The organism is Aeromonas sp. FDAARGOS 1416 (assembly GCF_019048085.1).
GTDB lineage: Bacteria > Pseudomonadota > Gammaproteobacteria > Enterobacterales > Aeromonadaceae > Aeromonas > Aeromonas veronii.
The window spans coordinates 1,340,236-1,360,923 of sequence record NZ_CP077301.1; the positions used below are offsets into that span (position 1 = coordinate 1,340,236).

13 protein-coding genes are annotated in these 20,688 nt (G+C 58.1%); 5 read left to right on the forward strand and 8 right to left on the reverse strand.

Annotation, left to right across the window (positions count from 1 at the left end; translation table 11 throughout):
- Positions 1 to 13 precede the first annotated feature (13 nt).
- Together fadI and fadJ are read left to right on the forward strand one after the other, a co-directional pair.
- Positions 14 to 1,324, forward strand: coding sequence for an acetyl-CoA C-acyltransferase FadI (gene fadI / locus I6L46_RS05950; RefSeq protein WP_216977637.1), 1,311 nt, complete (start codon positions 14 to 16; stop codon positions 1,322 to 1,324).
- Positions 1,324 to 3,471 carry a fatty acid oxidation complex subunit alpha FadJ gene (gene fadJ / locus I6L46_RS05955; protein ID WP_216978018.1) on the forward strand — a complete coding sequence of 716 codons (2,148 nt, stop codon included), beginning with the start codon at positions 1,324 to 1,326 and terminating at the stop codon, positions 3,469 to 3,471. The genes fadI and fadJ overlap by 1 nt, the downstream gene beginning before the upstream one ends.
- A gap of 171 nt (positions 3,472 to 3,642) precedes the next feature.
- Here the strand turns inward: fadJ and I6L46_RS05960 are convergent, their stop codons facing one another.
- The 4 genes from I6L46_RS05960 to I6L46_RS05975 form a co-directional block, all read right to left on the reverse strand.
- Positions 3,643 to 5,163, reverse strand: coding sequence for a SpoVR family protein (locus tag I6L46_RS05960; protein WP_019445117.1), 1,521 nt, complete (start codon positions 5,161 to 5,163; stop codon positions 3,643 to 3,645).
- A gap of 9 nt (positions 5,164 to 5,172) precedes the next feature.
- Positions 5,173 to 6,444, reverse strand: a complete 1,272-nt coding sequence (locus I6L46_RS05965) for a YeaH/YhbH family protein (RefSeq protein ID WP_005360363.1) — start codon at positions 6,442 to 6,444, stop codon at positions 5,173 to 5,175.
- Positions 6,445 to 6,467: 23 nt separating this feature from the next.
- Positions 6,468 to 8,390 (reverse strand): PrkA family serine protein kinase, encoded by a 1,923-nt coding sequence (locus tag I6L46_RS05970; protein WP_033113275.1) that lies wholly within the window; start codon positions 8,388 to 8,390, stop codon positions 6,468 to 6,470.
- Positions 8,391 to 8,981: 591 nt separating this feature from the next.
- On the reverse strand, positions 8,982 to 10,898 hold the full coding sequence (locus I6L46_RS05975; protein WP_216977638.1) for an ATP-dependent DNA helicase RecQ: 1,917 nt from the start codon (positions 10,896 to 10,898) through the stop codon (positions 8,982 to 8,984).
- Between the two features lie 354 nt (positions 10,899 to 11,252).
- Here I6L46_RS05975 and sstT point away from each other — a divergent pair, with 354 nt between their 5' ends.
- Positions 11,253 to 12,503: a serine/threonine transporter SstT gene (gene sstT, locus I6L46_RS05980; protein WP_216977639.1), complete on the forward strand. Its 1,251-nt coding sequence runs from the start codon at positions 11,253 to 11,255 to the stop codon at positions 12,501 to 12,503.
- A 554-nt stretch (positions 12,504 to 13,057) separates the two neighbouring features.
- Here the strand turns inward: sstT and I6L46_RS05985 are convergent.
- From I6L46_RS05985 to pabB, 3 genes are all read right to left on the reverse strand, one after another.
- Positions 13,058 to 14,356: a serine/threonine transporter gene (locus tag I6L46_RS05985; protein ID WP_005345325.1), complete on the reverse strand. Its 1,299-nt coding sequence runs from the start codon at positions 14,354 to 14,356 to the stop codon at positions 13,058 to 13,060.
- 216 nt (positions 14,357 to 14,572) lie between these two features.
- Entirely contained in the window at positions 14,573 to 15,139 is a 567-nt protein-coding gene (locus I6L46_RS05990; protein ID WP_005351753.1) for a CoA pyrophosphatase, read from the reverse strand.
- Between the two features lie 42 nt (positions 15,140 to 15,181).
- On the reverse strand, positions 15,182 to 16,465 hold the full coding sequence (pabB, locus tag I6L46_RS05995; protein ID WP_254203136.1) for an aminodeoxychorismate synthase component I: 1,284 nt from the start codon (positions 16,463 to 16,465) through the stop codon (positions 15,182 to 15,184).
- 294 nt (positions 16,466 to 16,759) lie between these two features.
- Here pabB and I6L46_RS06000 point away from each other — a divergent pair, with 294 nt between their 5' ends.
- Positions 16,760 to 18,286, forward strand: coding sequence for a fumarate hydratase (locus tag I6L46_RS06000; RefSeq protein WP_005351759.1), 1,527 nt, complete (start codon positions 16,760 to 16,762; stop codon positions 18,284 to 18,286).
- A 202-nt stretch (positions 18,287 to 18,488) separates the two neighbouring features.
- On the opposite strand, the gene I6L46_RS06005 is transcribed toward I6L46_RS06000, so the two are convergent.
- Positions 18,489 to 19,067: an alkylphosphonate utilization protein gene (locus I6L46_RS06005; protein WP_216977641.1), complete on the reverse strand. Its 579-nt coding sequence runs from the start codon at positions 19,065 to 19,067 to the stop codon at positions 18,489 to 18,491.
- Between the two features lie 184 nt (positions 19,068 to 19,251).
- On the opposite strand from I6L46_RS06005, the gene I6L46_RS06010 reads away from it, so the two are divergent.
- On the forward strand, positions 19,252 to 20,472 hold the full coding sequence (locus I6L46_RS06010; protein ID WP_216977642.1) for a methyltransferase: 1,221 nt from the start codon (positions 19,252 to 19,254) through the stop codon (positions 20,470 to 20,472).
- Positions 20,473 to 20,688: the final 216 nt, after the last annotated feature.

A 20,688-nucleotide genomic window follows, 5' to 3' on the forward strand; every position in this document is an offset into this window, starting at 1 on the left:
CCAAGGAGCCAGGATGAAACAGCCATTGAAACTGACGACTCGCCAGGGCGAACGGATTGCCGTCGTGGCGGGGCTGCGTACCCCCTTTGCCAAGCAGGCTACCGCCTTTCATGGCGTGCCTGCAGTCGATCTCGGCAAACTGGTGGTGAGCGAGATGCTCGCCCGTACCGATCTCGATCCCAAGCTTATCGACCAGCTGGTGTTTGGCCAGGTGGTTCAGATGCCGGAAGCCCCCAACATTGCTCGCGAGATCGTGCTCGGTACCGGCATGAGCGTCAATACCGATGCCTATAGCGTCTCTCGCGCCTGCGCCACCAGTTTTCAGGCGGTGGCCAACGTCACCGAATCCATCATGGCCGGTACCGTAGACATCGCCATCGCCGGCGGTGCTGATTCCTCCTCCGTGCTGCCTATCGGGGTGAGCAAGAAGCTGGCCCGCGCCCTGGTGGATCTCAACAAGGCGCGCAATCTGCAGCAGCGCTTCAATATTCTGCGTCAGCTGCGGGTCAAGGATCTGCTGCCGGTGCCGCCTGCAGTGGCGGAATACTCTACGGGACTTTCGATGGGGCAGACCGCTGAGCAGATGGCCAAGAGCCACCAGATCAGCCGCGAGGCGCAAGATGCGCTGGCTCACCGCTCCCACACTCTGGCCACGCAGGCTTGGGCCGATGGCAAGCTCAGCGGCGAGGTGTTTACCGCCCATGTACCGCCCTACAAGTTACCGCTCGAGCGGGACAACAATATCCGTGAAAGCTCGGATCTCGCGAGCTACGCCAAGCTCAAACCGGTGTTTGACCGGGTTCATGGCACAGTCACTGCAGCCAACGCCACGCCGCTGACCGATGGCGCCGCTGCCGTGTTGCTGATGCGGGAAGGTCGGGCGAAAGAGCTGGGCCTCGAACCGCTTGGCTATATCCGCAGCTTTGCCTTCTCGGCCATCGATGTCTGGCAAGACATGCTGATGGGCCCCTCCTATGCCACGCCGCTGGCGCTGGACAGAGCTGGTATCACGCTCAGTGATCTGACCCTGATCGACATGCACGAAGCCTTTGCCGCCCAGACCCTGGCCAACCTCAAGATGTTTGCCAGCCACGAGTTTGCCCGTGACAAGCTGGGCCGCGATCAGGCCATCGGCGAGGTGGACATGGAGAAGTTCAACGTCCTCGGTGGTTCGCTGGCCTATGGCCACCCCTTTGCCGCGACCGGTGCGCGGATGATCACCCAGACCCTGCACGAGCTGCGTCGTCGCGGCGGGGGATTGGGGCTCAACACCGCCTGCGCGGCGGGTGGATTGGGCGTGGCTATGGTGTTGGAGGTTGAATGATGAGCGCTAAGACTTTTTCCCTGGATGTTCGCAAAGATGGCATTGGCATCCTCACCATGGATGTGCCGGGCGAGAGCATGAATACCCTCAAGGCCGCCTTTGTCGAGGAGATCCGCTCCGTACTGGCCGAGGTGAAACGCAACAAGGATTTGATCGGTCTGGTGATCACCTCCGGCAAGAAGGACTCCTTCATTGCCGGCGCTGACATCACCATGCTGGCCGCTTGCACCAGTGCCAAGGATGCCGAGACCCTGTCACGAGAAGGGCAGGAGATCTTTGCCGAGATCGAATCCTTGACCATTCCGGTGATCGCCGCCATTCACGGCCCCTGCCTCGGTGGCGGGCTGGAGCTGGCGCTGGCCTGTCATGGTCGGGTGGTGACCGATCATGGCAAATCTGTGCTGGGATTGCCGGAAGTGCAGCTCGGCCTGCTACCGGGCTCTGGCGGTACCCAGCGTCTGCCGCGCCTTATCGGGGTGGCCAAGGCGCTGGATCTGATGCTGACCGGCAAGCAGGTTCGCGCCAAACAAGCCAAGAAATTGGGGCTGGTGGACGATGTGGTGCCGCCGTCAATCTTGCTGGATGCTGCCATCAAGCTGGCCAAGAAGGGCAAACCGCGTCATCAGTTGAAACGGGATCTGCAGGGCAAGGTGCTGGAGACCAACAAGCTGGGCCGCAAGGTGCTGTTCGATCAGGCCAGCAAGGGGGTGAAAGCCAAGACCCGTGGCAACTACCCGGCGCCGGAGCGGATCCTCGAGGTGGTGCGCATAGGTGTGGAGGAGGGGATGAAGGCCGGTCTGGCCGCTGAATCCCGCCACTTTGGCGAGCTGGTGATGACTGCTGAGTCTGCCGCCCTGCGTTCCATCTTCTTTGCCACCACCGAGATGAAGAAAGAGGTCACCTATCAGGGAGCCGAGCCGCGCAAGGTGGCCCATGCCGCCGTGCTGGGCGGTGGTCTGATGGGGGGCGGCATTGCGTTCGTCACCGCTACCAAGGCGGGCGTGCCAGTGCGGATCAAGGATGTGACAAGCGCCGGGATCGGCAATGCCATGCGCTACAGTTATGACATTCTGGCCAAGAAGCTCAAGCGTCGTCACATTTTGCGCAGCGAGCTGGAAAAGCAGATGAGCCTACTGACCGGCACCCTCGACTACACCGGTTTTCACCGGGTGGAAATGGTGGTGGAGGCTGTGTTTGAAGATCTCAATCTCAAACACCAGATGGTGAAAGACGTGGAGCGCGAGTGTGGTGAACACACAGTGTTTGCCTCCAACACCTCTTCCTTGCCCATCAACCAGATTGCGGCAGAGGCTGCGCATCCGGAGCGAGTCGTGGGGCTGCACTACTTCAGCCCGGTGGACAAGATGCCGCTGGCGGAGATCATCCCCCACGCTGGCACCAGTGCCGAGACGGTCGCTACCACCCTGGCTTTTGCCCGCGCCCAGGGCAAAACCTCCATCGTGGTGAAGGACGAAGCCGGTTTCTACGTCAACCGCATCCTGGCGCCCTACATGAATGAAGCGGCGCGACTGGTGCTGGAAGGGGAGCCGGTAGAGGTGCTGGATAGCGCGCTGCTGGACTTTGGCTTCCCGGTTGGCCCCATCACCTTGCTGGACGAGGTGGGGATCGATGTGGGCGCCAAGATCTCCCCCATTCTCGAGAAAGAGTTGGGCGGCGAGCAGTTCCAGGCGCCCAAGGCGTTCGACAAGTTGCTGCAAAATGATCGCAAGGGACGCAAGAACGGCAAGGGCTTCTACCTCTATGGCAAGGCGGCACCGCGCAACAAGCTGACTGGCAAAGAGGGCAAGAAGACGGTGGACGAGAGCGTCTATGGCGTGCTCGGCATCAAGCCGTCTGCCAAGCTGGCTCGTCAGGAGATCGCCGAGCGCTGCGTGTTGCTGATGCTTAATGAAGCGGCCATGGCGCTGGATAGCGGTGTGGTGGCGTCGGCCCGTGATGGCGATATCGGGGCCATCTTCGGCATCGGTTTCCCGCCTTTCCTTGGCGGCCCGTTCCGCTACATGGACACCTTAGGAATTGATCATCTGGTTGGCCGTCTGGAGTATTACCAGAAGCGCCACGGCGACCGGTTCGCCCCCTGTGCACGTCTCAAGGCGATGGCCGCAGAGCAGCAGACCTTCTACTGATAGCCGCTGCAGATTGGCCGCAAGGCAAAGAAGAGGCCCGCACCCCATGCGGGCCTCTTTCTATATTGTGGTTTGTTCGGGTTATTCAGGTGGTGCTGCGATGATGCAGGCAGAGGCGAAGGCCGAAAAAATGGCCCACCGAAGTGGGCCGTCGAGATATCACGTCACGGATCAGATCCCCGGTTTGCGCTCCGGGCAGCGGCCAATAATATCGGGTGGCAGTTCACCGTTGTCCTGCTCCAGCACTACATCAAACCCCCACAGCTGATGCAGGTGTTTGAGCACCTCGTGGCGTGAGTCACCAAGAGGGATACGGTTGTGGGGCACATAGCGCAGGGTGAGGGAGCGATCCCCCTTCACGGCAACGTTGTAGACCTGAATATTGGGTTCCAGATTGCTGAGGTTGTATTGGGCCGACAGAGTATTGCGCACCTGACGATAGCCTTCGTCATTGTGAATGGCGGAGACCTTCAGATAGTTCTTCAGATCATCGTCATCAATAGCGAACAGCTTCATGTCGCGCATCACCTTGGGACTGAGGAACTGGCTGATAAAGCTCTCATCCTTGAAGTTCTGCATGGCAAAGTGGAGGGTTTCGACCCAGTTGCTGCCGGCATAGTCGGGGAACCAGTATCTATCTTCCTCGGTCGGGTTCTCGCAGATGCGGCGCAGGTCGGTAAACATGGCAAACCCCAGCGCATAGGGGTTGATCCCCGAGTAGTAGCGACTGTTGTAAGCAGGTTGATAGACCACGTTGGTGTGGCTGTGCAGCACCTCCATCATGAAGCGATCGCTCAGCTTGCCCTCGTCATAGAGGTGATTGAGGATGGTGTAGTGCCAGAAGGTGGCCCATCCCTCGTTCATCACCTGGGTCTGCTTTTGTGGATAGAAATACTGGCTGATCTTGCGCACTATTCGTACCACTTCCCGCTGCCAGGGCTCCAGCAAGGGGGCATTCTTCTCGATGAAGTAGAGAATGTTCTCCTGGGGCTCTGCGGGGTAGCGCCTGTCCTCCACACCAGCGGCTTTATGCTGCTTGGGCAGGGTACGCCACAGCTCGTTGACCTGAGTCTGCAGATAATCTTCCCGCGCCTTCTGACGCCGCTTCTCCTCTGCCATCGAGATCTTCTGGGGACGTTTGTAGCGATCCACCCCGAAGTTCATCAGGGCATGGCAGGAGTCGAGCAGCTGCTCCACCGCCTCGATGCCATGCTTCTCTTCACACTGGGTGATGTAGTTCTTGGCGAACAACAGGTAGTCGATGATGGAGGAGGCATCGGTCCAGGCCTTGAACAGGTAGTTGTTCTTGAAGAAGGAGTTGTGACCGTAGCAGGCGTGGGCCATCACCAGCGCCTGCATCGGCATGGTGTTCTCCTCCATCAGGTAGGCGATGCAGGGATCGGAGTTGATGACAATCTCATAGGCCAGCCCCATCTGGCCGCGCTTGTAGTTGCGCTCGGTATGGATAAAGCGCTTGCCGAACGACCAGTGTTGATAGCCGATGGGCATGCCGACGCTGGAGTAGGCATCCATCATCTGCTCGGCGGTGATCACCTCGATCTGGTTGGGGTAGGTGTCCAGCTTGTAGAAACGGGCGACCCGGGCGATCTCCTGGTGATAGGTCTCCAGCAGATCGAAGTTCCAGTCTGGTCCGTCATCCAGTGGCGCTACACGTTTTTCTGTTTCGATCATGTGACCTCCTCACGCCGCTTGTTTCTTGAACAGCTCGCGGAACACCGGATAGATATCCTCGACTTTGCGAATGTGCTCCATCGCAAAGTGGGGGAACTGGCTGGCTACCGACTCATATTCGTGCCACAGGGTCTGGTGGGCACGGGTGGTGATCTCGATGTAGGAGTAGTACCGTACCCTTGGCATGATGTCCCGCGCCAGGATCTCCCTGCATTGCGGTGAGTCATCAGCCCAGTTGTCACCGTCAGATGCCTGCGCCGCATAGATGTTCCACTGGTTGGCGGGGTAACGCTCGTTGATGATGTCGTTCATCATCTTGAGGGCGCTGGAGACAATCGTGCCGCCTGTCTCCTGGGAGTAGAAGAACTCGTGCTCGTCCACCTCCTTGGCCTGGGTATGGTGGCGGATATAGACCACCTCGACGTTCTTGTAGGTCCGGCTCAGGAACAGATAGAGCAGGATATAGAAACGCTTGGCCATCTCCTTGGTGGCCTGATCCATGGAGCCCGATACGTCCATCAGACAGAACATCACCGCCTGGCTGGAGGGGACGGGCCGTTTGACGAAGTTGTTGAACTTTAGATCGAAGGTGTCAATAAACGGCACCGCATCGATCCGTCGTTTCAGCTCCCTGATCTCCTTCTCGAGCAGGGCGATTTCGGCAAAGTGCTCGTTGGGATCGGTGGCCAGCAGGGCCAGCCTATCTTCCAGTTCATGCAGTTGGCGTTTCTTGCCCGCTTGCAACGCCATTCGCCGAGCCAGCGAATTTTGCAGCGAGCGCACCACGTTGATGTTGGCGGGCACCCCGTTTGAGGTGTAGCCCGCCCGATAGGTTTTGACCTCCATCAGCTGATTGAGCTGGGTTTTCTGCAGCCTGGGCAGCTCCAGATCTTCAAACAGCAGATCGAGATACTCATCCTTGGAGATCTGGAACACGAAATCATCGGCCCCTTCACCCTGATTGGATGCCTGTCCCTCGCCGGAACCCTGTCCGCCGCCCCCTCCTTTGGGACGGTCAATCTTGTCGCCGGAGACGAACTGATCATTGCCGGGATGCACCATCTCCCGTTTACCACCGTGCCCCTGATGAAAATGGGGCTCGCCGATATCCTTGGTCGGGATGCTTATGCTCTCGCCCTTGTCAACGTCCTGAATGCTGCGCTTGGAGACAGCATCCGAGACCGCTTGTTTTATCTGCTTCTTGTAGCGGCGGATGAAGCGCTGCCGATTGACTGCGCTTTTGTTTTTGCCGTTGAGCCTGCGGTCGATAAAATGCGCCATAACTCCCCCTTGAACAGTCAGGGTCAGGATGACTTGCGTACCCTGAGATACCATTCGGAGAGCAGTCGCACCTGTTTGCGGGTGTAGCCTTTCTCCATCATCCGTTCGACAAAGTTATCGTGCTTCTTCTGCTCCTCGGCCGAGGTTTTGCTGTTGAAGGAGATAACCGGCAGCAGCTCTTCCGTGTTGGAGAACATCTTCTTCTCGATCACGGTGCGCAGCTTCTCGTAACTGGTCCAGTTGGGGTTACGGCCTGCATTGTTGGCCCGGGCACGCAGCACGAAGTTGACGATTTCGTTACGGAAATCCTTCGGGTTGCTGATCCCGGCGGGTTTTTCAATTTTCTCCAGCTCGCTGTTGAGGGACGCTCTGTCAAACAGTTGGCCGGTTTCGGGGTCACGGTACTCCTGATCCTGGATCCAGAAGTCGGCGTAGGTGACGTAGCGATCGAAGATGTTTTGGCCGTACTCTGAGTAGGACTCGAGATAGGCGGTCTGGATCTCCTTGCCGATGAACTCCACATAGCGCGGGGTCAGATAGCCCTTGATGAACTCAAGGTAGCGATCGTGCAGCTCTTGCGGGAACTGTTCGCGCTCGATTTGCTGCTCCAGCACATAGAAGAGGTGCACCGGGTTGGCGGCCACTTCCGCGTGGTCGAAGTTGAAGACGCGGGAGAGGATCTTGAACGCAAAGCGGGTAGAGAGACCATTCATCCCCTCGTCCACACCGGCGTAGTCGCGATACTCCTGATAGCTCTTCGCCTTCGGATCGGTGTCCTTCAGGCTTTCGCCATCATAGACCCGCATCTTGGAGTAGATGCTGGAGTTTTCGGGTTCTTTCAGCCGTGACAACACCGAGAACTGGCCCAGCAACTCGAGGGTACCCGGGGCGCACTTGGCCTCGGTCAGCTCGCTGTTGACCAGCAGCTTCTCGTAGATCTTCACCTCTTCGGAGACGCGCAGGCAGTAAGGCACCTTGACGATGTAGACCCGGTCGAGGAAGGCCTCGTTGTTCTTGTTGTTGCGGAACTGCTGCCACTCGGATTCGTTGGAGTGAGCCAGCAAGATGCCGTCAAAGGGGAGGGCTGAGAGCCCTTCGGTACCGTTGTAGTTCCCCTCCTGAGTTGCAGTCAACAGCGGGTGCAGCACCTTGATGGGCGCTTTGAACATCTCCACAAATTCCATCACACCCTGGTTTGCTTTACACAGCGCACCGGAGTAGGAGTAGGCATCGGCGTCATCCTGGGCGAAGTGCTCCAGCATGCGGATATCTACCTTGCCGACCAGTGAGGATATGTCCTGGTTGTTGTCATCACCGGGTTCAGTCTTGGCGATGGCGATTTGATCGAGTATGGAGGGGTTGACCTTCTCCACCTTGAACTTGGTGATGTCGCCGCCAAACTCGTGCAGACGCTTGGCAACCCAGGGCGACATGATGGGGCGCAGATAACGGCGTGGAATGCCGTACTCTTTTTCCAGGATCTCGCCATCCTCTTCGATGTCGAACAGACAGAAGGGGTGATCGTTGACCGGTGAGCCCTTGATGCGATAGATGGGCACCTTCTGCATCAGGGATTTGAGTTTCTCTGCCAGCGAGGATTTACCACCGCCAACGGGGCCCAGCAGATAGAGGATCTGTTTCTTCTCCTCCAGCCCCTGGGCGGAGTGTTTGAGGTAGGAGACAATCTGCTCGATCGCCTCTTCCATACCGTAGAAATCTTTGAATGCCGGATAGCGTGCCACGACGCGGTTGGAGAAAAGCCGGCTCAGTCTGGGGTTGGCAGAGGTGTCTACCATCTCAGGTTCACCGATGGCGGTCAGCAGACGTTCGGCCGCAGAGGCGTAGCAGGCTTTGTCCTGCTTGCACATATCCAGAAACTCCTGGATGGTGTACTCCTCTTCCCTTGCCTTTTCGTATCGCTGTTGGTAGTGCTCGAAGATGCCCATAACTTTGCCCTCGTTATAGTCGCTTGCCCTGAAAAAGTTGGATGACTGCTTTTGTGTTGTGCGCTTTTAAAGCCTAGTCAACAGACTCCAGTAATCCATCACGGTTGATAGGTTAAATTCTGAAGAAACCTGCCCGATCCTTGTGCGGGGAGGGTCAGTCAACAACACCGCTATGTTACTGACTGTTAAATTATTTTTGCCACGATAGTGAGGTAAATGTCAAAGACATAAAAAATAAATGTTTATGGGAAACAGGGAACTTATTGCGAAAAGATTAAGGGGTTTGACGAAAGGCAATGGGGCTGCGGGTTGGCGGGGTTATGGATGAGAATGTCATTACGTTAACGTCAACGTAAATCACTTTGTTTGGAGTTTTGGCTCTAATTTTTACATTGACGCTACATTTTGAGTGCCCTAGATTGGCGAGGTGTGAGCAGCAAGATGCTTTAGCAAGAGAGTTGACTGTTGCCTCACCAAGCTCTGTTTAAGCACGTTTCCGTTGGCTTGACCCTCGCAACCGCGAGGGTCTTCTTTTTCTGCGTCTGTAAGCGCTTGTTTCTGCTGGTGGCTATTGACGCAGCCAGCACTCACCTAGCAAGGGTAGGCTTGTTGCACTGCCGCCAGGACGCGGGCAAACGGGTGGGCGGCCAACTGGCCTGCGCCTGCCAGCGATTTGGCCTTGACCCGGCTGGTCTGCGGTGTGGCGATACCACACAAAAAACGGGCCAGAACACGAGCATCCACCGAACCTGTTTTGGCAATCAGCGGATCGCACCAGGCACGGATCCCCGCCGCGTTTGGCATGGTCAGTGAGGGCAGGGGAGGGAGATGTGCCACCTTGCCACGACAAACCGAACAGTGGCCACAATGAACCGGCGCCACCTCATCGGCAAAATAGCGGGCGAGGCGGTGGCTCAGGCACTCACTTGAGGTGAAAAAGTTGAGCATGGCTTGCAGTCTTGCCAGCTCGCTCTGCTCTTTTTGCAGGAACAGTGCGTGCAGGGCTTTTGCCTCCTGCTCGTTGTCCCACCCCTGACGGGTGATCCGGTAGACCTCGGTCATCTGCTTGCTTTCGAGTTCGATCCAGCCTTGCTGTTGCAGGTAGTCGAGCGCCGCAACGGCCCGCTGCCGCTCCCCCTGATAGCCCTGCCAGAGGGCGTCAAAGTCCATGGTGCACCAGCTGCGCGCTTGCGGGGCGCATGCGAACAGTTGCTCCAGAAACTGGCGACGATCCGGATTGAAGCGACTCACTATCTCGCCTTTATCCAGCACAAACTTGAAGCGGTAGTCGGCGTAGTAGCTGTAGGCCGGGGTGATGATGCCTGCCATCTCCAGATAGACCAGCAGGGTTTTAAGGGGCAACTGGCGGATATTGGTGTCGTTGGATAGGCGCAGCAGGGTGAATTCCCACTCGTTCCCGCTCTGCTTGATGATGGCAAGGAGCTGGAGGATGGCACTCAAATCCGGCGTATCGCCGTAGACGAAGTTCTCCAACACCGGCAGCTGGCTCTGGTTGGCCAGCACGATACAGCGCGATGGTTGGCCATCCCGTCCGGCGCGGCCAATCTCCTGGCTGTAGTTCTCGATAGATTTGGGCAGATCGTAGTGAATGACCCGCCGGATATCCGCTTTGTCGATCCCCATGCCAAAGGCGATGGTGGCGACGATGCAATCCACCTTGCCCACCATGAAGTCGTGCTGGATCTGACTGCGCAGCGCCGAGTCGAGTCCGGCATGATAGGCACGGGCGTTGATCCCTTCTCTAATGAGTTGCTCGGCACAGGCTTCTGCGGTGTGTTGCAAGGTGACGTAGACGATGGTAGGGGCCGCCGGATCGTTGGCCAACTCCTGCGCGAGCCAGCTATCCCGCACATCGGGCGCAAGGGGAATGACCGCCAGATCAAGATTGGAGCGGTAGAAACCGGTGACCACGACCCCCTCCGGCGCTATGCCGAATTTGCTCTGCATATCCTGAATAACCGCCGGTGTGGCGGTGGCCGTCAGCAGCAACACCTGCGGGATCTTCAGGTCATGGCGATAGCTCGGCAGCTTGAGGTAGTCGGGGCGAAAGTTGTGGCCCCACTCCGAGATACAGTGCGCCTCATCGACGACTAGCAGCGAGAGCGGCACTTGCTGGATAAAGCGGCGAAAGCGCTCGTTCTTGAGTCGCTCCACCGAGATCATCAGGATCTTGAGCTGGCCATCCAGCGCCTGCTGCATCACTCGTCGGCTCTCCTCCGGACTCTGGCTTGAGTCGAGGGTGGCGGCGCTTATTCCCTTGCTTTTGAGGAAGGCGAGCTGATCGTGCATCAGCGCCAGCAGCGGCGAGATAACCAGGGTCAGGTAAGGCAGGGCGAGGGCAGGCAGTTGATAACAGAGGGACTTGCCGGAGCCGGTGGGAAAGATGGCGGCGGCACTCTGACCTGCCAGCACTCGGCTGATCACCGCTTCCTGACCTGGCCTGAGTGCGGAGAAACCAAAATATTGGTTGAGCAGGGATGGGATCATGGCAAGGCTCCGCGGCAAATGGGGGATGATAGCACAGCGACACGGTCACGGGTGGCATAGGAATGGTCGTGAGGGTAAGGGCAGAGAGTGTCGATAAAACGTACAAAAATGGGTGGTTGCGCTGTAGTTAAGGTTTTGTTGCGGTTTTTTGTGATGGAAACGGGATATTTTTTGGTGAGTCTCTGGAAAAAAAAGATGGCGAATGGGATATTCCGTCATGCAATCCGGTGACTGGCGGATCGGCCCGACAGAAGGCTGGCCACAGACACCACATTCGGGCGACAGGGGTCTCCCGATGAGTGGTTGCAGACAGGACTCATGATTCATGCACTACGGTGCTTAGGGACTTTTTTGATGACACAACAACACCCCCTCCTTCGGCTGGTCAATAGCACCAGTCTGGTCAGCCAGATCCTGGTTGGTCTGGTATTCGGTATCTTGCTGGCACTGTTTGCGCCCGAGTGGGCGAAAACGGCAGGTCTGCTCGGCAGTCTGTTCGTTGGTGCACTGAAAGCGGTAGCCCCGCTGCTGGTATTCGTACTGGTGATGGCGGCCATCATTGGTCACAAGCAGGGTCAGAAGACCAATATTCGCCCGCTGCTGGCGCTCTACCTGTTTGGTACCTTCTCTGCGGCCGTGGTCGCGGTGATTGCCAGCTTCCTGTTTCCCTCCAACCTCCATCTGGTGGCCAATACTGCCGAGATCACCCCGCCAGGCGGGATCACCGAAGTGCTGCAGACCCTGCTGTTCAACGTGGTGACCAACCCGGTCAAGGCGCTGATGGATGCCAATTATATCGGGATCCTGGCGTGGGCCATCGGTCTGGGTATCGCCATGCGCCATGCCAACGAGAGCACCAAGGCGCTGATCACTGACCTGTCTCACGGTGTCTCCGCCATCGTGAAAGCGGTGATCCGCTGTGCTCCGCTCGGGATCCTGGGTCTGGTTGCCTCCACTCTGGCAGAGACCGGCTTTGACGCCCTGTTTGGCTATGCCCAACTGCTGGTGGTGCTGATCGGCTGCATGCTGTTTATCGCCTTCGTGGTCAACCCGTTGATCGTCTTCTGGAAGATCAAGCGCAACCCCTATCCGCTGGTGCTGACTTGCCTCAAAGAGAGCGGCGTGACCGCCTTCTTTACCCGCAGCTCTGCCGCCAACATTCCGGTCAACATGGCGCTGTGTGAAAAACTGCGCCTGCCCAAAGATACCTACGCTGTCTCCATCCCGCTGGGTGCCACCATCAACATGGCAGGTGCGGCCATCACCATCACTGTGCTCGCCATGGCGGCGGTACATACCCTGGGGATGGAAGTGGACATGGCAACGGCCGTGCTGCTCTCTGTGGTAGCCACCGTCAGTGCCTGTGGCGCGTCCGGTGTCGCCGGTGGCTCCTTGCTGCTGATCCCGCTGGCGTGCAGCCTGTTTGGTATCAGCAACGACATCGCCATGCAGGTGGTAGCCGTCGGCTTTATCATCGGCGTGTTGCAGGATTCTGCTGAGACAGCACTGAACAGCTCCACCGACGTGCTGTTCACCGCCGCAGCGTGCATGGCCGAAGATGAAAGCCTGCTGGATGTGGCTCCGGTACCGAGCCGCGAAGCCTGATCTCGTAACGGTCAGTTTCGCAACACACTTGCGCCCTCTTCGGAGGGCGCTTTTTATTGCCGGATTTGCTCTCTTTTCCTCTTTAAGCAGGCTCTTTGGCTGATGTGCCGGACACTCTGTCGACCTTGTCCAGGGCGCAGCCTTATCTTTGTCCCTTCGAGTTGTGCTTACTCCCTCTATTGTGCGCCACACACCTTTGTCTGCTCTGTCAAGAGCCGATTGCTATGGCTTACCCCAGCTCTTCAAGACAATCACAGCATCAAAGAAGAATGGAGGTGGCTGGCTGCGGCAGATGAACCCGTCCTATCAGACACGCCATCATGGTTTGGTGAGGGGGAGTAAACGTGTTGGCGATATTGAGCTGCGGGTATGGGGCCGGTACATGGTGAATCCCTAAGCATGTTCAATCATGGCGCTGGTGAGCATGCAGATATCCAACAAGGTGAGGAGAGTAATAAGGAGAGAGCAGGGGAATCGCGGAGGCACAGATTGCAGAGATAAAAAAGCCAGCCGACTATTCGGCTGGCTTTTTGCTACCAGCGGCAGGTAGGGGATTAACCGACCAGCTGATAGAGGATGGCGGAGATAGCGATCATCCCCATCACAGCGACAAATACGTTGCTGATATGGCCCTGATATTTCGCCATGGCCGGTACGCGCTTGATGGCGTACATCGGCATGATGAACAGGATGGTAGCGATGATCGGGCCGCCCAAGGATTCAATCATGCCCAGGATGGAGGGGTTGGCAATGGCAGTGCCCCACAGGGTCAGGATGAAGAAGGCGATGATGAACATCTCGACTTTCTTGGCGTTCGGCTCTTTGCCTGACTTGCGCATGTTCTGCACGATCATCCCTTTCAGACCTTCACGGGCACCCAGATAGTGGCCGAAGAAGGAGGAGACGATGGCCACGAACGCAACCAACGGACCGAAGTAGGAGATGATGGGGCTGGCATGCTGGTTGGCCAGATAGGAGAGCACGGCGATGTTCTGAGCCTTGGCTTCCGCCAGCTGGGCCGGTGTCAGGCTCATGACGCAGGAGAAGACGAAGAACATCACGAAGCCCAGCAGCACCATGGCGGTACGCTTGAGGATGGCATCGGCTTTCTCGACAGCCTGATCACCGTGGTCGCGGCGCTGGGCCAGGGAGAAGCTGGAGATAGCCGGGCTGTGGTTGAAGGAGAAAACCAGTACCGGGATGGTCAGCCACAGGGTAGTGGCGAAATCCTTGGCAGAGGGCACTTGCTCCAGCGCGGCACCGGTCCAGTCCGGAATGAGGTACAAAGAGATACCGGCCAGAATGGCGATCAGCGGATAAACCAGCAGCTCGGTCACTTTCAGCATCAGCTTTTCACCGGCCAGCATCACCGACATCATGCCCATGATCAGCACGATGGAGAGGATCCAGCGCGGCGGAGCACTCATCTGCAGCTGGTTGACCATAAAGCTTTCCACGGTGTTGGTGATGCCCACGCCGTAGATCAGCACGATGGGGTAGATGGCGAAGAAGTAGAGCAGGGTGATTAATTTACCGGCACCCACGCCAAAGTGCTCTTCCACCACTTCGGTGATGTCTGCATTTGGCTTTTTGGAGGAGAGGACGAAGCGGGCCAGACCACGGTGGGCCAGATAGGTCATGGGACCTACCAGCAGCGCCATGACGACCAGCGGCCAGAAACCGCCCATACCCGCGTTGATCGGCAGGAACAGGATCCCCGCGCCAACCGCGGTCCCGAACAGACTGATGACCCAGGTAGAGTCGCGTTTTTCCCAACGAGTGGTTTGAGTAGAGCTGATCCCTTGCTCTGTTGACGCCGCAACTCCCTGCGTGCCAGTGACTGTGTTTGACATCTATCTCACCCCGAATGTGTGGTTCTTATTAAGTCGGCGCAAGGATACGGTTTTTCTAATCAAAAATGTTGATCAAATTCATCTTTACGGCACGAAAAACCGCACTTTCTTATGGAAATGTGATCAAAACAAGAAAAATTCAATTATTGTTTATCAATTGGCACGTTATTTTAGTGTTAATGATTAAATCTCGCTCAGCAAAATGTAGGTAAATTGTTATTTTGCGAGATGCTGGGCTAGCTGGTTGATCATGCTGGCGGTAGCCCCCCAGATAAAGTGCTGTTGCCAAGGGATCCAGTAGATGGTGTGTGCTTTCCCTCCTCTGGAAAGGGTCAGGGGGATGTGGTTGCGTCGATCCAGCAGATGGGTCAGCGGCACTTCGAAGGCGTGATCCACCTCATCCGGACTCAGGATGAGGGGATAGTTGCCATCGAGCAGCCCCAGCACCGGCAGTACCTCGAATCGTGACACCGTATTGAGCGGGTTGAGGGTGCCGATCACCTCGATCAGCCGGGCCGGAATGCCGAGCTCCTCTTCGGTCTCCCGCAGCGCCGTGGCAATGAGGTTTTCGTCGCCGGGATCCTGTCGCCCGCCGGGGAAGCTGATCTGCCCCCCATGATGACGCAGCCGTGGGCTGCGCCGGGTCAATAACACGCTGAGCCCCTCATCGCGCATCACCACCGGGATCAACACTGCCGCCGGACTGAGCCCGCCGATGGCGAGGCGATGGGCCGGGGCGGGTCGCTGCAACTGGAAGCGGGTCAGCAGTTCGTGGCGATCCATGGCGGGGAGCTCTCCTGTGCGTTGGCCAGACAGTGGGGAGGGTTACAGCGCCGACAGCGGTGGCAGGATGCGGGCGACCTTGTCATAGGTCTCCTGATATTCGCTGTCGGCGTCGGAGTCGGCGATGATGCCGCCACCGGCCCAGCAGTGCAGACGACCCGCTTCGGCGATCAAAGTGCGAATGCAGATGCTGGTGTCCATTCGGCCATGCTGGCTGAGGTAGCCGATGCTGCCGCAATAGGCATTGCGGCGCTGGGGCTCAAGCTCTTCGATGATCTCCATAGCCCGGATTTTGGGGGCGCCGGTGATTGAGCCACCCGGGAAACAGGCCCGCAGCAGATCGACCCCTTGCCAGCGTGCATCCAGCTCACCATGGATGGTGGAGACCAGATGATGTACCGCCGGAAACGACTCCACCGCAAAGAGATGAGGCACGCTGACCGAGCCTGGCCGGCTGACCCGACCGATATCGTTGCGCAGCAGATCAACGATCATCAGATTCTCTGATCTGTCCTTGTCCGCCTGCGCCAGCTCCCGCGCGACTTGCCGATCGATGGCCGGATCGGGGTGGCGAGGGCGAGTGCCTTTGATGGGTTTGGTTTCGATATGACGGCCATCAAGCAGCAGGAAGCGCTCGGGGGAGAGGCTCAGCAGCGCGCTCTCCGGCAGACGGATAAAGGCAGAGAAGGGGGCCTTGTTGGCGGTTGCCAGAAGACAATAGGCCTGCCACTCATCCCCCTGATAGGGGGCGCTGAAACGCTGGGTCAGGTTGATCTGGTAGCAATCCCCTGCGGCGAGATATTCCTGAATACGGGCAAACTTCTCGCCATACTCGGCGCGGCTCATATTGCTCTGCCACGACCCCTGCAAGGCAAAAGTGGGGGCCGGTTTGGCCTGCTGCTGTTCAAGCCAAGCCAGCCGGTTGGCAAGACCCGCTTCATCCCCCCAGTGCACCAGCTGCCAGTCGCCGGTCGCCACATTGCGAAGCAGCGCCCAGTCGTAGATGCCCACCGCCATGTCCGGCACCGCGATATCGGCGGCGGCCTGCACTGGCAGTCGCTCGAAGCGACGGCCCAGATCATAGCCAAACAGGCCGAGGGCGCCGCCAATAAAGGGTAGGTGAGTGGCACACAGATCCAGCTCCCCCAGCAGCTGTTGCTGGGTATGAGCCAGCAGGGCGAGGGGATCTTCGTGGTGTTTGCTGATATTCGCCTCGACACGCAGAGTGGTCACTTCGCCGCGGGTTTCGAGGGTCGCCAGCGGATCGGCAGTGATGATATCAAAGCCGTTATCAGCGCCGAGTGGCCCCGCCGATTCCAGCAACATGGCCCACGGCTGATGTTGCAGGCGGGCAAAAAGCTGATGGAGCTCAGCACTATGGTCTAGATGATGGATATGAAGTGTTGGCGTCATTTTATGTTACACAGGCAACAGTTTGGTTCCCGAACCCTAGTCGGTGCTGGTGGGCAAGCGTATCATAGGTGTCGGTGACTTAAGAAAAAACTGCCGTGTCGTTCGTTTTTTGCTGGTTGATAGTTTTTAGCCAGCACGTCAGCACGGCCCATCATATGGAAGCCCTTGCCCTGCTCCGTGGCAGAGACAAGGACCAGTGAGGATGATATGAGCATTATAAAAAAACAGGATTTCATCGATTCTATCGCAGATGCCCTCCAGTACATCTCCTATTACCACCCGTTGGATTTTGTTCAGGCTGCCAAAGCGGCGTATGACCGTGAGGCCAACCCGGCCGCCAAAGATGCGCTGGCCCAGATCCTGATCAACTCCCGCATGTCCGCCGAAGGTCATCGTCCGCTCTGCCAGGACACCGGCATCGTGACCTGTTTCGTCAAGATTGGCATGCAAGTCCAGTGGGACAGCGACATGACTGTGCAGGAGATGGTGGACGAAGGGACCCGTCGTGCCTACACCAATCCTGACAACCCGCTGCGCGCCTCCGTGCTGGCCGATCCGGCCGGCAGTCGCAAAAACACCAAAGACAACGCCCCTGCCGTGGTCCATATCGACATGATCCCCGGCAACAAGGTGGAAGTGAGCATCGCGGCCAAAGGTGGCGGCTCCGAGAACAAATCCAAGATGGTGATGCTCAACCCCTCTGACGATATCGTCGAGTGGGTGCTGAAAACCGTGCCGACCATGGGCGCAGGCTGGTGCCCGCCCGGCATGCTGGGCATCGGCATCGGCGGTACCGCCGAGAAAGCGGCGGTACTGGCCAAAGAGGCCCTGATGGAGCACATCGACATTCAGGAGCTGATCGCCCGTGGCCCGCAAACCACTGAAGAGAAGCTGCGGGTCGAGCTCTACGACAAGGTCAACAAGCTGGGGATCGGTGCCCAGGGGTTGGGCGGCCTCACTACCGTGCTGGATGTGAAGGTGAAATCTGCGCCGACTCACGCCGCTTCCAAGCCGGTGGTGATGATCCCCAACTGCGCCGCGACCCGCCACGTTCACTTCGAGCTGGATGGTTCAGGCCCTGCCGAACTGACTCCGCCGAAACTGAGTGACTGGCCGGAGATCACCCGTGAAGCGGGTGGCAACGTGCGCCGCGTCAACGTTGATGGCATCACCAAGGCCGAGCTGGCCAGCTGGAAGAGCGGTGATACCGTGCTGCTCTCCGGCAAGATCCTCACCGGTCGCGACGCCGCCCACAAGCGTATCGCCGACATGCTGAAAAATGGCGAAGGGCTGCCGGAAGGGGTCGATTTCACCAACCGCTTCATCTATTACGTTGGCCCCGTCGATGCGGTGCGTGACGAAGTGGTTGGCCCGGCTGGCCCCACCACCTCTACCCGGATGGACAAGTTCACCGACATGATGCTGGGTGAAACTGGCCTTATCGGCATGATCGGCAAGTCCGAGCGTGGTCCGAAAACCGTCGAGAGCATCAAGCAGCACAAGGCCGTCTATCTGATGGCCGTTGGTGGCGCCGCCTATCTGGTGGCCAAGGCTATCAAGAAGGCGCGCGTGGTGGCCTTTGCCGATCTCGGCATGGAAGCGATCTACGAGTTTGAAGTGGAAGATATGCCGGTGACCGTAGCGGTCGATTCCGAAGGCAACAATATCCACGAAACCGGCCCGGCCTACTGGTCGGCCAAGATTGCCGAGCTGGACGGCAAGCTCTCCTCCTGAGTGACCGTTTCCGCTGCCGGTTAACGGTATCGGCCCTGTAAAGAAGGCGCGTCCATCCGGATGCGCCTTTTTGCTTTGGCTGGCCTGTTATGGGCTCAAGTTGGCCGTTTGCGGCAAGCAGGTATAAAAAAGGATGGAGTGACGCCATCCTTTTTGTTGTGCTTGTGCTCTGGCAGTAGACAGCAGAGCAATCGCCCTTGGCTTAGGCCTTTTTCAGGTAGGCGGCCACCAGTACGATCTGCACGCCGTTGACCTTGCCTTCGATATGGAGCGGGTTGTTGGTCAGACGGATGCCCTTGACCAGAGTGCCGCGCTTGGCGGTGAAACCGGCGCCTTTCACGTCCAGATCCTTGATCAGGGTAACGGAGTCGCCCTCTTGCAGCACGGCGCCGTTGGAGTCAACGGTCGGTACGCTGTCGTCATCTTCGTCAGCAATACCAGCTTCAGCCCAGGCCTTGGCTTCGTCTTCCATGTACATCATGTCCAGCAGATCCTGAGCCCACACTTCACCCTTGCCGGAGAGAGCTTTGAGCTGGCGCCATGCCATCACCTGCACCGCAGGCACCTGGCTCCACATGCTGTCACTCAGGCAACGCCAGTGGTTGACCATCAGGGTATCCGGTTGTTCCAGCTGACCACGGCAGGTGTCACAGATAGCAACGCTGTGATCATCGTCGCTGGCGGGGGAGTGAGGCACCACGAAGGCGGTCAGCGCCTGCTCGGCGCTGCACAGTTCACACTTGGCGCCCGCGCGCGCTTGCAGAATGGCGTTGATGGTCATGTTGTTGGTCCCATAGCTAGTGGTAAAACGACCCGCGTTGGGCGGGGCGCGTGAAAGAGGGGGCGGAATATAGCATAAAACCCCGCACTTTGTCAGGTTTGCCCTGGCTCACAAGGTTGGCTGTGCTGTTGCGCGGCGCTGATCGTTTGGTATTGAGAGTGCAATTTGAAGCGGGATCGCTAGAATGAGCCTCCTTTTTGACAGCAAGGCAGGGGCATTCGTGCTGGCTCAACGTTTTCAACAACTGGATCGACTGCTCACCCGCTACCGACGCTGGTGGCAATATCAGCCATATCATCATCTGACCATGGCCTTTGCCGATGAGGCGCCCGAACTGGCGGCGTTGCTCAATGGGCTGACGCTCGGCCAGTTGGCAGAGCTCGATGCGGATATGGATGCCCTCAGCAGTCTGCTTGCCCCCTGGATTGCCGAGGGAGTCGAGCTGCAGCAGCTCAGCCAGCTTGCCCCGTTTACCCCGGATCCCATCACCTGCAGCAAGGAGATAGCGCTGCATATGCCGGGGCGCAAGCAGGCCCAGATCGAGTCGTTCACCGCCTGTCTGCCTGCCCATCAGGGCCCCTATCTGGAGTGGTGTGCTGGCAAGGGACATCTTGGGCGGCTGGTGTCACTTCATCGACAGTCTCCTATCCTCAGTCTGGAGTTGCAAGGACAGCTTTGTGACGAAGGTCGGCTGCTGGCCGAGCGGGATGGCGCCAATATGACCTTTACCTGCGCCGATGCCTTTGCCCCTGAATCGGCGGCGCTGATCGCCCCCGAGCACCATGCCATGGCGCTTCATGCCTGCGGTGAGCTGCACACCCATCTGCTGGAGCGGGTGGCCGAGCGCAGTGCCAGTGGAGTGACCATCTCTCCCTGTTGTTATCACCTGATCCGCAGCAGCCACTATCGCCCGCTGTCGGTGGCGGCCAACGCCAGTGAGCTGGTGTTGAGCAAGGCGGATCTCAAGTTGCCGCTACAGGAGACGGTGACTGGCGGTGCGCGGATCGCCCGCCTGCGGGAGCAGGAAGTGGTGTGGCGTCTCGGGTTTGACTGCCTGCAGCGTCAGGTGCGCGGGGTGGATGAGTATCTGCCGGTGCCCAATATGCAAAAGAGCCTGCTGACCGGCACCTTCGAGGCATTCTGCGTTTGGGCTGCAGAGCGCAAAGGGATTGTGCTGCCCGCCGGGCTGGAGTATCCCGCCTGGTTGGAACACGGGGAGCGCCGCTTTGGTGATGTCGCCCGCATGGAGCTGGTGCGCCACCTGTTTCGCCGTCCCCTCGAGATCTGGCTGGCGCTGGATCGCGCGCTCTTTTTGCAAGAGCAGGGCTATCGGGTCGAAGTGGGGGAGTTTTGTGCCAAACCCATGACCCCGCGCAATATCCTGATCCGTGCCGTGCGTGCCTGACATCCGGCTATTTTGAGCATTTTTCTTGAACATTGATGATGGCTGACAGGTTGAGCCTGTCAGCCATTTTTTTCATCACGAACAATGACCGTATGGCAGGTCACCTGGCCGTCTTAACTGTTCTAAAAATGGGCGACAGATCACGCTGTGGCGTTTTCGTTTGGGTTCTTTTTCTTTGTTTCAGTTGTACTGAATATCACAAGGTGAAATGGCTCA